This is a genomic window from Streptomyces sp. (genome assembly GCF_035644915.1).
GTDB lineage: Bacteria > Actinomycetota > Actinomycetes > Streptomycetales > Streptomycetaceae > Streptomyces.
This window is the reverse complement of the sequence record NZ_DASQNP010000070.1, coordinates 22321-37070: the sequence shown is the minus strand read 5'-3', so window position 1 is coordinate 37070 and position 14750 is coordinate 22321. Positions and strand designations below refer to the sequence as shown.

The window sequence follows — 14750 nt, the reverse complement described above, 5'->3', positions numbered from 1 at the left end:
GGACGGCCCCGTCCACCGGGCCGGACCCGCAGTCGTGCCGCGGACCGGCGACCGCGCCGCCCCGAGGCGGTGTCAGGGAACGACGGCGTACTCGGTGAACGCGCCGCAGGGCTCGAACCCCAGGCGGCGGTAGACGGGTTCGCCCTCCGGGGACGCCTGCAGGACCACGGTGCGGAAGCCCTCGTCGTACGCGACGCGCAGGGCGGCCAGGGTGATGGCGCCGCCGTAGCCGCGCCGGCGGTGGCTCGCCAGGGTGGCGATGTTGTAGATCCCGGCGACTCCCGCGTGGAGGAAGACCTCGGCCGAGCACACCGGGCGGCCGTCGACGTAGCCGACCAGGTAGCGGGCGGGGCAGTCCGGGGCCAGGATCCACTCGGCCGCATCGGCGAAGAAGCGGCGCACGGTGGCGGCCGGCGGGTCCCAGAGCGCGGCCAGGACGGCCGCGTGGTCGGCGAGCTCGCCGGGGGTGGTCACCCGGCGGATGTCCAGGTCCCCGGCGCGTGGCTCGGGCGGGGGCGCCTGCAGCTCCTTCCACATGCCCGTCTCCGTCTCGGACGCCCGCAGACCGGCCGACTCCAGGAGCGAGGCGAGGTCCGACGGCGTGGAGGCGGGGCCGACCCACCAGGAGAAGGGACGGCCGGTGGCGGCCAGGTACCGGACGGTCTCCGCGATCCGGGCCGGGGCCGTGCCCGGGGCAAAACGCGCCGCCGCGACGATGTTGAAGGTGTCGTCGTCCAGTCCGCTGTCGGCGATCAGGAGGTCGTCCGTCTCCACGACGGTCGCACGCTCCAGGTGCCGGTGCGCGTGGCAGGCGTGCTCGGCGAGGTTCTGCTCCATCCTGAACTGCAGGTCAGAGCCACCGGCAGTGGAAGATCCGGTTCTGTTCACAGCGCACCATCACACCATGCCCGTGCGCGGCCGGCATCCGAATTCCCCGTCCGGCGGCGCCTCCGGACTCCGAGGGGATGCGCACCGGCGACGGCGGGCCGGGCCGGGCGGCGGGAACCGGGCCGGCGCGCTCTGCCGTCGGCGAATCTGCTGCCGGCCGAGACGCCCGGCGCGGCGGCGCGGGCGGGCCGAGAGTGGAGGGACCGCGGCCGCCGGGCCGCGCCACGACGAGGAGGTCCGACCGATGCCATCACTCACCACCGGCTGGGATCCGGCCCTGCGGCCCAGGGCCGCCGAAGGGGACACCCCGCCCACGCGGTTCGACGACCACCTGGCCGCGCAGCTCCTCGCGCAGCGGATCGTCTTCCTCGGCACCCAGGTCGACGAGGTCTCCGCGAACCGGGTCTGCGCGCAGCTCCTCCTGCTGTCGGCGGAGGACCCGCGCTCCGACATCGGCCTGTACATCAACAGCCCGGGCGGGTCGGTGACGGCGGGGCTGGCGATCTACGACACGATGCGGCTGATCCCGAACGACGTCTCGACCCTCGCCATGGGCTTCGCCGCGAGCATGGGCCAGTTCCTGCTCACCGTCGGGACGAGGGGGAAGCGCTACGCGCTGCCGAACGCGCGGATCATGATGCACCAGCCGTCGGCCGGCATCGGCGGCACCACCGCCGACATCGCGATCCAGGCCGAGAACCTGGAGTTCATGAAGAGGACCGTCGAGCGGATCACCGCCGAGCACACCGGCCAGAGCCCGGAGACGATCTCCCGCGACGGTGACCGCGACCGGTGGTTCACGGCCGGACAGGCGGTGGAGTACGGCATGGTCGACCGCGTCGTCGACTCGCTCGACGACGTCCGGCCGGCCGGTCCGCGGCGACGGGTGGGGATCTGACATGGGCCAGTACACGATCCCGAACGTCATCGAGCGCACGCCGTACGGAGAGCGGTCGTACGACGTCTTCAGCCGGCTGCTGTCCGAGCGGATCATCTTCCTCGGCACCGAGATCGACGACGGCGTAGCGAACGTCGTCATCGCCCAGTTGTTCCACCTGGAGGCGTCGAACCCCGAGCGTGAGATCGCGCTCTACATCAACTCGCCCGGCGGCTCGTTCACGTCCCTCATGGCGATCTACGACACGATGACCTTCGTCGGCACGCCGATCTCGACGTTCTGCGTCGGGCAGGCGGCCTCCACCGCGGCGGTGCTCCTGGCCGGGGGAGATCCCGGGCGGCGGTTCGTCCTGGAGCACGCCCGGGTGCTGCTGGGGCAGCCGGCGAGCTCCGGCCGGCAGGGCACGGTCTCCGATCTCAGCCTCCAGGCCAAGGAGATGCTCCGGATCCGCTCCCAGGTGGAGGAGGTGCTGGCCCGGCACACGCACCACGACGTCGCGACCCTCCGCGCGGACATGGACCGGGACAAGGTCTTCACCGCGCACGAGGCGGTGGCGTACGGGCTCGCCGACCAGGTCATCAGCAAGCGGAGCGCCGCCTTCTGACGGCCCCTCGGGTGCGGTCGTCCGCCGGGTGCGGTCAGGCGGCGAGGCGCACGTCGCCCGGCCGCAGGGCCGCCCGGGCCCCGGTGTGCCGGGTGCCGCGCTCCGCGGTGGACGTCACCGGACCCGCCACCGCGCCCGTCGCCGTGCCGTCGCCCGCCGCGTCCCTGTCGTCGTCCGCGGCGTCGCCTACAGCGTCGTCCACGGTGGCGGCGGGACGCCCGGGGCCGAGGCCGCGCCCCGGGGCGGCCGGGACGGGGACGGGGGCGGCCCTCCGGGGCCGCCTCGCCCCGGTGAGGCGGACGAGCTCGCCGTGGGCCAGGGCGAGCAGGTCGGCGAGCCCGAGGCCGAGGGCGCGGGCGACGGCCGCGAGGACCTCGGAGGACGCCTCCTTGCGACCGCGTTCGAGTTCGGAGAGGTAGGGCATCGAGATCCGGGCCGCCTCGGCCACGTCCTTGAGCGTGCGCTCCTGGGCGCGGCGCTCGCGACGCAGGGCGTCGCCCACGACATGCCGCCACAGGGGCTCCCTGACCGAGCGAGGTGCGGGAGGCGCGGGGGCCGGGCCCGTCGCGGGCGGACGCAGGGGGATCACGCGGGCTCGGTTGCGCTCGTGGCTGCTCATCTCCTCAAGGGTAGGAGCGCCGCGCCCCGCCGGAAGGGTGTGCCGTTCCGCCTCCGGCGAAACCGCCGGGGGCGGGGCCGGTGCCGTCCTCGCCTCAGCCGGGCCGCCTCAGCCGGGCTTGATGTTGTGGTTGAGGTGGAAGACGTTGTCGGGGTCGTAGCGGGCCTTCACCGCCGCCAGGCGGCGGTAGTTCTCCTCGCCGAGCCCGGCGACGACGCGTTCGGCGCCCTCGCGCCCGATGAAGTTGAGGTAGACGGCGCCGGTGGACCAGGGCTTGACGGCGGTGCGGACGTCGTGGGCCCACCGCCGGGCGCGCTCGTCGTCGGCCGGATCGCTCCACAGCCCGAACGGATGGACGACCCAGGGTGCCCGGCGCCAGGGGACCGGGTGGTCCGCCGGTCCCCGTGCGACCGCGCCGCCCTGGGGGAACAGCACGTGCTGGGACGGCGAGGGGACGATCATGTCGGCGGCGCGGGCGCAGAAGGCGTCCACGGCCTCGTCCGGGAAGCCGGCGAGGTACTCCGCGGACCAGTAGTTCCGGTAGCCGGGCGGATCGTCGAACATGCTCTGCAGGTCGGCGTAGGAGGCCTCGGTGATCATCTCGGCGTCGTGGCCGAGGCGGAGCAGGGGCGCGGCCGCCTCGCGCGCCTCCCGCGCGGGGCCCGCGTAGGTGAGCAGGACCGCGCAGGCGAGCCGTCCGGCCATGTCCTCAGGGACGAAGTCCTCGGGCGGCGCGGTGAGGTACAGCAGTCCTCCGCCGAGCTCGTCCGGGGCGGATTCGAGGACGTCGCGGTAGGCGCGCGCCACGTCGCCGCCCGCCTCGGGCCGCCACAGCAGCAGGCCCGCGGTCACCACCGGGAGCGGGTGGAGCCGCAGGGTGAAGGAGGTGGCCACGCCGAAGTTGCCGCCCCCGCCGTGGAGCGCCCAGAACAGTTCCCGGTTCTCCTCCCCACTCGCGCGCACGGTGTCGCCGTCCGCGGTCACCAGCTCGACGGAGAGCAGGTTGTCGCAGGCCAGGCCGAACGTGCGGTCCAGCCAGCCCGCTCCCCCGCCGAGCACGAAACCGCCCACCCCGGTGGTGGAGACCCGGCCGCCGGTCGTGGCCAGGCCGTACGGTTCCGCCGCCCGGTCCAGGTGGCTCATGGTGGCGCCGCCGCCGACGCGCGCCGTCCGGGCGCCGGGGTCGACCGTGACCGCGTTCATCCGGCGCAGGTCGACGACGACGCCGCCGTCGGTCAGGGCCATGCCCGCCACGCTGTGCCCGCCGCCGCGCACCGCGATCTCCAGGCCGAGGTCGCGTCCGAACCGGATCGCCCGGGCGACGTCCCGCACGGTCGCGCACTGGGCGATGACGGCGGGGCGCCGGTCGATCATCGCGTTGAAGACCGTGCGGGCCTCGTCGTACGCCGGGTCGCCGGGCACCACGACATCGCCCGCGAAGCCGGTCCGGAGGCCGGAGAGGGCCGCGCCGTCCACGTCCTGGGGCACCATGGTGCCCCCCTTCCTCGGGACACTGGTCACACCTGCTTCGACCGTAACCCCGGGCCCGGTCCCGCCGCACTCCGGACGCGGACCCGCCGGCGGGCCCGCGTTGTCGGTGGCCCGGGAGAGGATTCCCCCGCGCACCGATGGCCGCGGGGGGAAGGGAGGAGCTCGTGGACCACCGCCGACCGTCCGGCGGGCGTCACCGGGAGGGAGGGCCGACGGCTCCATGACCACGGCCCACGAGGTCTACGACCATGCCGTGCGCGCCCGGATCGCACCGTTCCTGCGCGGGCTCGGCTTCCGGGGCTCCGGCGCCCGCTACGCGCTGCCGTCCGACACCGTCTGGGCCCAGCTCGGCCTCCAGCGCTCCCGGGGCAACTCGGCGGACGAGGTGGCCTTCACCGTCAACGTCTCGGTGATCGGCAGGGCGGAGTGGGAGCGCGCGTGCGCGCAGTCCCCGCGCCTCCTCGCCGGCCGTCCGGGCCGGCCCGGGCCCGCCCGTCCGAGCCCGAACGTCCACCACGCCGTGGGCGAGACGGTCCGCATCGGCTCGCTGATGCCCGGCGGCCGGGACGTCTGGTGGAGCTTCCGCTCCGGCCCGGAGCCCGCCGGGGAGCTGGCCGAGCCGGTGGTGGCGGAGGTCTGCGCGGCGATCGGGGACCACGCGCTCCCGCACCTGCTCCGGTTCGTGCCGCGGGCGCCCGGGACCGCCGGCCGGGCGCACCGTACCTGACGGTCCGTCACTTCCGGCGGCCGGGGCGGCCCGCCGTACGCGGGCCGCCGGGCCGGCGACATACCTCAGAAGTGCCTCAAATCGGTGGGCCGAGGTCCCGTCGCGGGGAAGGATCGGCGCATGCGCGGTCCCCGGCGGGCGGGATGCCGGGCGGGCCGCCGCGGGCCGTGGCGCCGTGGCCGGTACGGGGGTACGGCCACCGCGCCACGGCCTTCCGGCGGCGCGCCGCCGGGTTCGGCGGGGCCCGCTCACTCCTCCCGCACCGGTACGGGCGGCAGGTTCCGCTCGTCCTCTCCCGGTCCACGAGGCGCCGGATCGGCTCCGACCGGCAGGCGGGCGCCCCGCCGACCACGGCGCGGGGTCGCACCGGGCCTGCGCGGGGGCGCGCTGCCCGGCGCGGGGCGCCGTCGTGCGCCTTCACCACGGGCCCGTCCGCCACCGGGCGGGCCTGAAAGGTACGGGAACGGGTAAGGGGCTCTCACAATTGCCCTTGTGCAACTTTCCCCTTACTTTGTACGAGCCGCGCACACGGTGCGGTGAGCGGACACGGCGGCGCGGAGGAAGAGCGTGGAGCACGCGGCGGACCTCGATATCGCGCTCGACCGCGATGTGTTCATGCGGACGTTGGTGCGGGAGCTGGCCACCTCCCTGGAGGAGGTCGTCGGGCTCCAGGAGGCGTCCGGCTACATCAGCCTGGTCGGCCAGGCGGTGGGCGCCCAGATCAACGAGGCCTACACCCGGGCCCTGGCCGTGGAACGGCTCACCCGGGAGCAGGTGGCCGAGGTGCTGGTGGACCTCAAGCAGCGCATCCGCGGCGACTTCCACGTCATCGAGCAGGACGACGAGAAGATCGTGCTGGGCAGCCGCAGTTGCCCCTTCGCCGAGAAGGTCCTCGGGCGCGAGTCGATGTGCATGATGACCTCGAACGTCTTCGGCACCGTCGCCGCGCGGAACCTCGGCTACGCCCGGATCGAGCTGCTGGAGACGATCGCCCGCGGGGACGCGGGGTGCCGCGTCGTGGTGCACCTGAAGGCCGACCCGGAGGCGGAGGAGGGCGAGGGGCGGGAGTACTTCGACGGCACCGCTCTCCTCCCCCGGGGACAGCGGCCCTGACCGGGGCGGGTGCCCGATGAGCCGTGGCCTGTTCCGGGCCGTCACCAAGCCGCTGCCCGATCTGATCCTGCTGTGCGCGGCGGACGGGCGGATCCTCGCCGCGAACCTCGCCGCCGTCCGCACCCTGCCCCAACTGTCCGCCTGCGCCGACCTGTTCGAGCTGGTGGCCGACGACCCGGACGGGCTCCGCCGCCACCTGGACCACTGGCTGCGCAGCGGCGACCCCCTGCCGGGCGCCGTGACGGTCAAGGGCACGGACGGCGAACCGGTGCGGTTCCGCTGCCACGGCGCCCGGGCGACCTGGTGGAACGGCCCGGAGGCGGCGGTGCAGCTCCACCTGACCCGACTGGACGGCACCGACCGGTTCGTGGCGCTGAGTCAGCAGGTGGCCGCCCTCAACCAGGAGGTGGCCTTCCGCCGCGCGATCGAGGCCGAGCGCCGGAAGCTGCTGGCCGCCGAGCAGGCGGGACGGTCGAGACTGCAGCGCCTGTACCGGCTCACCACCGCCCTGGCCTCGGCGACCACGCTGGCCGAGGTCGTCCGGGCGGCCCGGGAGTCCGCCCCCGACGCCCTGGACGCGGCGGACGTGGTCCTGGAGCTGCACTCGCGACGGCTGGTGCCGTCCCTGGAGCCGGCCGAGAGCCTGCTGGCGACCTCGGGCGACGCCTGGGTCGACCTGGACCGGGTCGCCGTCCGCGGCGCCGACGGCCGGCGGCGCACGGCCGGCGAGCGCCCCGTACGGGACGCGTCGGACGCACCGGGTTCACAGGGCGGGGGCGCCACGGTGCGGATGCCGCTGGAGGCGGCCGGTCTGGTCCTGGGGCGCCTGACCGTCCACTACGGAACCGGCACTCCCCCGGAGCCGGACCACATCACCGCCGTCGTCCAGCAGATCGCCCAGGCCCTGCGCCGGGCCGGGCTGTACGAGCACGAGCACCGCCTGGCCGAACGGCTGCAGCGCAGCCTGCTGCCCCAGCTCCCGGACGTCGCCGACCTGGGGATCTCCAGCCGCTACGCCCCCGGCACCAGCATGGTGGAGGTCGGCGGCGACTGGTACGACGTCTACGCGCTGGACGAGGACCGCACCGGACTGACCGTGGGCGACGTCGCCGGGCACGGCCTGGCGGAGGCCGCCGCCATGGCGCGGATCAGCGCCGCCCTGCGCAGCATCGTCCTGCGCTGCGGCACCTCCCCCGCCACCGTGCTGCACGAGCTCAACGCCTTCCTCGACACCTACCACCCCGGTCTGATGGCCACCGCCTGCTACCTGGTCTTCGACCGCCGCACCCGCACCGTGCGCTACTCCCGGGCCGGTCATCCGCCGCCCCTGCTGATCGGCGCCGACGGCGGCAGCCGCCACCTGGACCGGGCGCTCGCGCCGCCGCTGGGACCGGTGCCGGGGGTGCGGTACCGCGAGGCCGAGATCGCCGTCGGCGGCGGGGACACCCTGCTGCTCTACACCGACGGGCTGATCGAGCGGCGCGGGGAGTCCCTGGACGTCGGGCTCGCCCGGCTCGCCGCCCTCGCCCGCGACAGCACCGGCCTCACCGTCGAGGAGCTGTGCGACCTGTTCCTCCACCACCAGCCCGGCGCCGAGTTCCCCGACGACCGGGCCCCGGAGAAGCGCGGGGGCCTCAGGCCGAGACGGCGGAGAACTCCCGCAGGAGCGCCTCCTCGAACGCCTTGAGGTCGTCCGGCTTGCGGCTGGTGATCAGGGCGTTGGGTCCGGCCGTGCAGACCACGACCTGTTCGTCGACCCAGTTGCCGCCCGCGTTGCGGATGTCCGTCCGCAGGCTGGGCCACGAGGTGAGCATCCGGCCGCGCACCACGTCCGCCTCGATCAGCGTCCACGGTCCGTGGCAGATCGAGGCGACCGGCTTCCCGGCCTGGAAGAACTCCCGGACGAAGGCGACGGCCTCCTCGTCCGTCCGCAGCGCGTCGGGGTTGGCGACGCCGCCGGGCAGCACCAGGCCGTCGAAGTCCTCGACCGACACGTCGCCGACCTGCCGGTCCACCGGGAAGGTGTCGGCCTTGTCGAGGTGGTTGAACGCCTGGATGCGCCCGCCGCCCGTGGAGAGCAGGGTCGGTGTTCCCCCCGCCTCCTCCACGGCCCGCCAGGGGTCGGTCAGCTCGATCTGCTCCACACCTTCCGGGGCCACGAGAAAGGCGACCTTCACTTCTGCCACGTCCTTTCGGCAGTCAGGGTTCTCGTTGCGCGTTCCCCCCGTACTTCCCCCGTACTCGATCGGCTCCCCACCGGGGCCGCTCTTATGCCTCGTTCCAGGTGTTCCGGATGTTCCGAATGTTCCGGGCGGATGCTCCGGCGGACGGCCGGCAGGCGGCGGGCGGTCCCGGCGGGAAAGCGGACGGCCCGCCGGAGCTGGGTGCTCCGGCGGGCCGCCGATCGTGCCGTGCGGTGCGTCAGTGCCTCACGCACCGCCCGTACCGCGTGCGCTCCGGGGCGTCACTTGGCGAGGTAGGCGCCGATGATCGTCTGGGACAGGGTGTTGCCCTTCTTGTCCGTGACGCTCGCCTTGAAGGAGACGGTCTTGCCCTTGGCCGGGTTCTTGACCGAGACCTTGCCCTTCTTGACCGTGAGCTTCGTCCACTTCTTGCCGCCGTCGTGGGAGACGTGGACGGTGAGCGACTTCAGGTTCTTGCCCGCGGCCGCCCCCTGGACGGTCACCGGAACGGACACGGTGGCCTTGGCCTTGGAGGTGCCGTCCAGGCCCAGCGAGGGCGCGAAGCGCACCGCCGACGCCGGGACCCTGGTCTCCTCCTTGGTGCGGGCCGAGGTGAAGGTGTAGGTGGCGCTCACCGTGGTGCTCAGCTTGCTGACCTTGCTGCGGTTGATGGTGGTGACCAGTTTGTACGTCGCCTTGCCCTTCGGCAGGGTGAACTCGACGAAGTCGAGGACGTCGTCCTCCGTCGCGTACTTCTTGCCGTTGCGGTACAGCGTCGTCTTCGCCGAGTCGTACAGGCTGCCGCCGTAGTGGCCGGAGCCGTCCGCCAGCGGGTTCACATAGCCGTAGAGGCTGTCGCCGTCGCGGAAGACGCCGTCGCCCGCGCCCAGGTACGGGCCGAAGACGCCGTTGTTGAAGGTGCTGGTGTAGTTCTTGCCCGCGGTGTACGTCTTCTCGTCGCTGAGGTACTCGGCCTCGTAGTCGCCGTTCTTGGCGTGCTGGGAGAAGTACTGGCTCCACTTGGCGCCCTTGGCCCTGACGTACACCGTCGCGGTGCGCGGCAGCGTGCGCTCGACGGCGAAGAACGAGCCCGAGCTGGACGGCATGGTGGCCAGCGTGCCGGTGCGGCCGGTGGCCGAGGCGCCCATCCGGGTGGTGATCCTGGCCATCTCCGACTGCTTGGTGTGCAGTGTCAGGCCGTTGTAGAAGCCGCCCTGGCGCGCGTGGGCGGTGTGGTACTCGGTGCTGCCGTTGACCCAGGTGGCGCTGGCGCTCGACTGGGCCTCGACGCCGCCGGCCACGGTGCCGATCTGCGCGGTGCGGAAGCCGTGCCGCAGGCCGGGCGCGCTGCTGTAGAAGCCGACGTAGCCGTCGTCGGTGAAGGCGCTGAACTCGACCGTCAGGTCGGCCTCTCCGGCCTTCTTGTCGGGCACCGTCAGTGCGACCTTCTTCGCCTTGCGCGCGTCGAGGGTGAGGGTGGTGTCCTTGGTGAGCCGGACCGTCGGTGCGACGAGCCAGTCCAGGCCGTCGGTCTCCTCCGCCGTCCTGCCGGGCAGGAGGATGGTGCCGGACAGGCCGTAGGTGCCCTTGGGCAGCCGGACCGTGGCGGTGCCGTTCTCGCCGTACAGGTCGTGTTCCCCGCCGTCCGCGTAGTCGGCCACGACGGCGTGCCACGACCGGGCGGTCTTGCCGTCGCGCCCGATGTTCTTCACGGTCAGGTCGTAGGACTCCGCCTCGCGGTCGACGGCGCCCGCGGTGCGGACGGTCTGGCCGCCGCCGGTCGCCGTGACCGTCAGGCTGTACGCGCCGTTCAGGCTGCCGCCGAGCCGGGTGTCGGCGGTGACGTCGACCGTGGCCGTGCCTCCGGCGGGGACGGTGACCTGCTCGGCGCCGAGGGTGAACATGCCCGCCGGAGCGGCCTTCCCCTTGGGGTCGGTGCCGGTGGCGGTCAGGGTCAGGGTGACGTCCTCGGTGCCGAGGTTGCGGTAGGTGATGCCCTTGGTGATCGGCTGGTCGTCGCCGTGCGGCCACTGGGCGGTGCCGAAGCTGACCGACACCGGTTCCGCGACGATCGTCTGCTTGATCGCCTTGGCCACGTCGGCCCGGCCCGAGCCCTGCTGGAAGGCGGTGTAGCCCTTGCCGGGCGTGGTGGAGGCCGTCAGCGCGGCCTTGATCCGCTCGCCGGTCCAGTCGGGGTGCTGCTGCGCCAGCAGCGCCGCCGCGCCCGCGACGTGCGGGGCCGCCATGGAGGTGCCCGAGATGGCCACGTAGCCGTCGGCGACCGGGTCGCCCTCCTGCTCGACGACGCTGCCCTTGGCCGCCGCGGCGCCGATGTCCACGCCGGGGGCGGTCAGGTCGGGCTTGACCGCGCCGTCGCCGATCCGCGGGCCGGTGGAGGAGAAGTCGGCGAGCTTGTCCTGCTTGTCCACGGCGCCGACCGTCAGCGCGGCGTCCGCGCTGCCCGGGGTGCCGACGGTGGCGGCGCCGGGGCCCGAGTTGCCCGCCGCGACCACGAAGAGGGCGCCGCTGTCCTTCGACAGCCGGTTGACGGCGTCCTCCATCGGGTCCACCTCGGGGGTGTCGACGTCGCCGAGGCTGAGGTTGACGACCTCGGCGCCCTGCGCCACGGCCCACTCCATGCCCGCGATGATCTCCGAGGCGTTGCCGTAGCCGTCGTCGTCGAGGACCTTGGCGTTGAGCAGCTCGGCACCGGGCGCCACGCCCTTGTACGTGCCGTTCGACTTCGCTCCGGAGCCGGCCGCGATGGAGGCGACGTGGGTGCCGTGCCCGTAGCGGTCCTTGGTGTCCTTGGAGGCGGAGAAGTTCTTCTCGCCGGCGATCCGCCCGGCGAAGTCCTGGTGGGTGGTGTCGATGCCGGTGTCCAGGACGGCGATGGTGACGCCCGTTCCGTCGTGGCCGGCCTGCCACGCCGCGGGGGCGCCGATCTGCGCGACGCTCTTGTCGAGCGCGGCCCGGTGGATTCCGTCGAGCGAGACGGTGGCGACGCCGGAGGCCGCCGTGAGCTGTCCGCCGGTGGCGGACGGGCGGGTCAGTGCCCTCCAGGCGTCGGCGGCGGCGTCCTCGGAGACGGTCAGCGCCTCGCCGTTGACGGACCGGAGGGTGGCGCGCACCGTCGGGTCGGCCTGGGCGTGGAGCTCGGCCTTGGCCGCGGGGCGTGCGCCCCGGTAGGTGACGATGACCGGCACTCCGCTCCCGGCCGTCCTGCGGTGGCGCTCGCGGCTCAGCTCGGTGACGTCGAACAGCCGCTTGTCGAGCTTGCGTTCCCGTATGAGCCGGGTGACGTCCTGCGGGAGCACATAGGTGTGGCCCTTGGTGCGGACGATCTGGACGGGAACGGTCTCGCGCCCCTTGGCGCGGACCATTCCGGCGACCTTGCCGTGCCGGTCGAGCACGACCCGGTCGCCGGTGATGAGCGTGACGGTGCGGTGGCCCGGTGCCGCCCGGTCGGCGTCCCGCGGGACGCCGGCGCTCGGCGGCGAGGGCTTCGGGGCGGCGGACGACGTGGTGGTCAGCCCCATCGTCAGTGCGACGGCCACGGCGGTGGCTATCGCGGCGGCGCCCGCTCTCTTCGGTTGTGTCAACTTTCCCCCTGGTGAATTCATCACCACACGTCGGGGGACCCCAGCGGCCCCCCGCGCCGGACAGTATGCGGGAGGCCGTTTCGCCGGTGCCATATGGCGACATATGGGACTGACGTTCTATCTGGTACCACGAGCGCGGACGCCCCTGGCCGGGACGCCGCCGCTCCGGCTCCCGGCCTTCGCGAGGGGGAAGACGTCACCGCAGCCCGTTCGGTTCACTCCGGTGCCGCGTTTTCGTCTGCCGTCCCTCCCGTCACCGCCCTCCCCGCGCCGCTCCCCTCCGCGCCGCTCCCTCCCGCGCCGCTCCTGTCCTCCGTGGTGATCCGTCCCCGGCTGATGGTGGCCACGCGGGCCGCGCGGCGGGCGATGGCACTGTCGTGCGTGACGAGCACGAACGTCAGACCCTGCGTCTTCCACTGCCCTTCGAGCACCTCCATCACCTCGTCCCGCATCGACTCGTCGAGGTTGCCGGTGGGTTCGTCGGCGAGCAGCACCTGCGGCTGCTTGACGAGGGCGCGGGCGATGGCGACGCGCTGCTGCTGGCCGCCGGACATCTCGCCGGGCAGGTGCCCGAGCCGATCGCCGAGCCCGACGGCCTCCAGGGCCTCGGCGGCGCGCCTGCGCCGGGCGGCGGCCCGGACGCCGAGGGGGACGAGCGCGGTCTCGACGTTCTCCTGCGCGGTGAGGGTGGGGATGAGGTTGAAGCTCTGGAAGACGAAGCCGATCCGCTCGGCGCGCAGCCTCGTCAGCTTCGCCTCGCCGAGCCGGGCGAGGTCGGTGCCGTCGAGCTCGACGCTGCCGGAGGTGGGGCGGTCGAGCCCGCCGAGCATCTGCAGCAGGGTGGACTTGCCGCCCCCGGTGGGGCCCTGGATGACGAGGCGTTCGCCGTCCTCGATGGTCAGGTCCACGCCGTCGAGGGCGTTGACGGTCTTCTCGCCGCGCGCGTAGTGCTTGGTGACGCCGGTGAGTCGGTACATGAGCTGCTCTCCTGGGAGGACGGGGGTGCCGCGCCCGGGGGCGGACGCGGCACCGGATCGGGGCGGCCCGCGCGGGGCCGGTACGGGCCGGGACCGGCCGGTGAGGGACCGTCAGGCGACGCGGCGCAGCGCGTCCGCGGGGCGCAGCCGGGAGGCGCGCCAGGCGCCGAAGGCGCCCGCGACGAGGCCGCCGGTGACGGCCAGGGCGACGGCGAGGGCGATGACGCGGAGGTCGACGGGGGCGGTGAGCGCGATGTCCAGGGTCCGCTCGCCCTCCTTCCCCAGGACGCGCAGGGCGCCACCGCCACCGCCCGGGCCGCCGCCGGGTCCGAAGGAGGCCGGGCCGGGAGCGGCGCCCAGCGAGGCGGTGAGGGTCGGGCTGACGGCGGTCACCGCGTACGCGCCCGCGCATCCCAGGGCGATGCCCAGCGCGCCGCCGAGCAGTCCGTTGACCAGGGCCTCGCCCATCACCTGGCGGGTGACCCGGCCGCTGCGCCAGCCCAGCGCCTTGAGGGTGCCGAACTCGCGCACCCGGCGGCTGACGGCCGATGAGGTGAGCAGCCCGGCCACCAGGAAGGCGACGGCCAGCACGGTGACCGACAGCCACCGGCCGACGCCCTCGGCGAGGTCGGCCGCCGTGCTGAGCGATCCGGAGACCGTCTTGGCCAGGTCGGCGGAGGTGGTGACGGTGGTGCCCGGAATCTCCCGCTGGACGGCCGACTTGACCTCGTCGATCCGCTGCGAGTCGGTGGCCCGGACGTAGACGGTGGTGACCTCGTCCTCGGCGTCGGCGAGTCGCTGGGCGCGCTCCAGCGGGATGTAGACCTGGGCGGCGGGCTGGTCGCTCTCGGCGGTGGCGATGCCGACGACCTCGAAGCCGGTGCCGGTGATGTCGAGGGTGTCGCCGACGGACAGGTCCTCCTTCTCGGCGTACGCGCTGTCCACGACGGCGACCGCGGCGCCGGTCTCGCCCGTGCGGAATCCGCGGCCGTCGGTGATGGCGGAGGAGGTCAGCGGACCCAGGTCCGGGGTGCGGACGTCGACGCCGTGGAGGTTGTAGGTGTCCACCCGGAAGTCGGCGCCGCCGCCCTCGATCCGGTCGCCCGGCCCGCCCGGTTTGCCGGGGGCGCCCTTGCGCAGCTCGCCCGGGTCGAACGTGCCGTCGACCGTGACGGAGGTCAGGCTCAGCCCGCCCGCGGCGGCGGCCACGCCGTCCTGGCCGGCGACCTCGCCGACCGTGCCGGAGTCCAGCGTCTGGAAGCCCTGGACCATCAGGCGCTCGTTGCTCTGCTCCTCCTCGCCCTCCCGGGCGTCGAAACGGAACTTGGGGCGCTGGAGGGGTGCGTCGTCCTCCGGGTCCGGCAGGGCCTTGGTGACGGTCATGTCCGTGCCCAGGCCGTAGAGGGACTCCAGGACCTCGTCCTGGGCCCGGTTCATCCCGGTGGAGACGGAGCTGACGACGATGACCAGCGCGATGCCGAGCGCGAGCCCGGAGGCGACGACGAGCGCCGCCCTTCTGCGGCGGCGCAACTCCCGCCGGAGGTAGGTGAGGAACATGGCCGGGACGGTAGGAAGGCCCGCTGACAGTTCGCTGAGTGCCGTCTGAGAGGGCCATGAGAAGCCCGTCCGCCCCGGGAACGCCGAAGGC

11 protein-coding genes and 1 pseudogene are annotated in these 14750 nt (G+C 73.9%); 5 read left to right on the top strand and 7 right to left on the bottom strand.

The features are described 5' to 3' along the window. Positions 1–72 precede the first annotated feature (72 nt). Positions 73–837 (bottom strand): GNAT family N-acetyltransferase, encoded by a 765-nt coding sequence (locus VE546_RS07115; protein ID WP_324919706.1) that lies wholly within the window; start codon positions 835–837, stop codon positions 73–75. A 295-nt stretch (positions 838–1132) separates the two neighbouring features. Between VE546_RS07115 and VE546_RS07110 the strand changes: the two genes are divergently transcribed. Then, positions 1133–1786, top strand: a complete 654-nt coding sequence (locus VE546_RS07110) for an ATP-dependent Clp protease proteolytic subunit (RefSeq protein WP_324919704.1) — start codon at positions 1133–1135, stop codon at positions 1784–1786. A gap of 1 nt (position 1787) precedes the next feature. Next, positions 1788–2390, top strand: a complete 603-nt coding sequence (locus VE546_RS07105; RefSeq protein WP_324919702.1) for an ATP-dependent Clp protease proteolytic subunit — start codon at positions 1788–1790, stop codon at positions 2388–2390. A gap of 259 nt (positions 2391–2649) precedes the next feature. On the opposite strand, the pseudogene VE546_RS07100 reads toward VE546_RS07105, so the two are convergent. Together VE546_RS07100 and VE546_RS07095 are read right to left on the bottom strand one after the other, a co-directional pair. After that, positions 2650–3009: pseudogene (locus VE546_RS07100) on the bottom strand (helix-turn-helix domain-containing protein); the annotation flags it as partial. 108 nt (positions 3010–3117) lie between these two features. Beyond that, positions 3118–4500, bottom strand: coding sequence for an FAD-binding oxidoreductase (locus VE546_RS07095; RefSeq protein WP_324919700.1), 1383 nt, complete (start codon positions 4498–4500; stop codon positions 3118–3120). 220 nt (positions 4501–4720) lie between these two features. On the opposite strand from VE546_RS07095, the gene VE546_RS07090 reads away from it, so the two are divergent. The 3 genes from VE546_RS07090 to VE546_RS07080 all read left to right on the top strand — a co-directional run bounded on the left by VE546_RS07090 (position 4721) and on the right by VE546_RS07080 (position 8027). After that, positions 4721–5227, top strand: a complete 507-nt coding sequence (locus VE546_RS07090) for a DUF4304 domain-containing protein (protein ID WP_324919698.1) — start codon at positions 4721–4723, stop codon at positions 5225–5227. Between the two features lie 567 nt (positions 5228–5794). Beyond that, on the top strand, positions 5795–6340 hold the full coding sequence (locus tag VE546_RS07085; protein ID WP_324919696.1) for a methanogen output domain 1-containing protein: 546 nt from the start codon (positions 5795–5797) through the stop codon (positions 6338–6340). Positions 6341–6356: 16 nt separating this feature from the next. Continuing rightward, complete coding sequence (locus VE546_RS07080; RefSeq protein WP_324919694.1) at positions 6357–8027, top strand: SpoIIE family protein phosphatase; 1671 nt, start codon at positions 6357–6359, stop codon at positions 8025–8027. Here the strand turns inward: VE546_RS07080 and VE546_RS07075 are convergent. The 4 genes from VE546_RS07075 to VE546_RS07060 all read right to left on the bottom strand — a co-directional run bounded on the left by VE546_RS07075 (position 7975) and on the right by VE546_RS07060 (position 14659). Next, the gene (locus tag VE546_RS07075) at positions 7975–8517 is read right to left on the bottom strand and encodes a type 1 glutamine amidotransferase domain-containing protein (RefSeq protein ID WP_324919983.1); all 543 of its coding nucleotides are present in this window, start codon (positions 8515–8517) and stop codon (positions 7975–7977) included. The genes VE546_RS07080 and VE546_RS07075 overlap by 53 nt on opposite strands. A gap of 287 nt (positions 8518–8804) precedes the next feature. After that, positions 8805–12125 (bottom strand): S8 family serine peptidase, encoded by a 3321-nt coding sequence (locus VE546_RS07070; RefSeq protein ID WP_324919692.1) that lies wholly within the window; start codon positions 12123–12125, stop codon positions 8805–8807. A 215-nt stretch (positions 12126–12340) separates the two neighbouring features. Continuing rightward, entirely contained in the window at positions 12341–13102 is a 762-nt protein-coding gene (locus VE546_RS07065) for an ABC transporter ATP-binding protein (RefSeq protein WP_324919690.1), read from the bottom strand. A 111-nt stretch (positions 13103–13213) separates the two neighbouring features. After that, positions 13214–14659 (bottom strand): ABC transporter permease, encoded by a 1446-nt coding sequence (locus VE546_RS07060; RefSeq protein WP_324919688.1) that lies wholly within the window; start codon positions 14657–14659, stop codon positions 13214–13216. Positions 14660–14750: the final 91 nt, after the last annotated feature.

What these genes read in the sequence shown, in the direction of transcription:
- VE546_RS07115 (WP_324919706.1), bottom strand. Translation starts at nt 837, where the DNA reads ATGGAGCAGAACCTCGCCGAGCACGCCTGCCACGCGCACCGGCACCTG.
- VE546_RS07110 (WP_324919704.1), top strand. Translation starts at nt 1,133, where the DNA reads ATGCCATCACTCACCACCGGCTGGGATCCGGCCCTGCGGCCCAGGGCC.
- VE546_RS07105 (WP_324919702.1), top strand. Translation starts at nt 1,788, where the DNA reads ATGGGCCAGTACACGATCCCGAACGTCATCGAGCGCACGCCGTACGGA.
- VE546_RS07095 (WP_324919700.1), bottom strand. Translation starts at nt 4,500, where the DNA reads ATGGTGCCCCAGGACGTGGACGGCGCGGCCCTCTCCGGCCTCCGGACC.
- VE546_RS07090 (WP_324919698.1), top strand. Translation starts at nt 4,721, where the DNA reads ATGACCACGGCCCACGAGGTCTACGACCATGCCGTGCGCGCCCGGATC.
- VE546_RS07080 (WP_324919694.1), top strand. Translation starts at nt 6,357, where the DNA reads ATGAGCCGTGGCCTGTTCCGGGCCGTCACCAAGCCGCTGCCCGATCTG.
- VE546_RS07065 (WP_324919690.1), bottom strand. Translation starts at nt 13,102, where the DNA reads ATGTACCGACTCACCGGCGTCACCAAGCACTACGCGCGCGGCGAGAAG.
- VE546_RS07060 (WP_324919688.1), bottom strand. Translation starts at nt 14,659, where the DNA reads ATGTTCCTCACCTACCTCCGGCGGGAGTTGCGCCGCCGCAGAAGGGCG.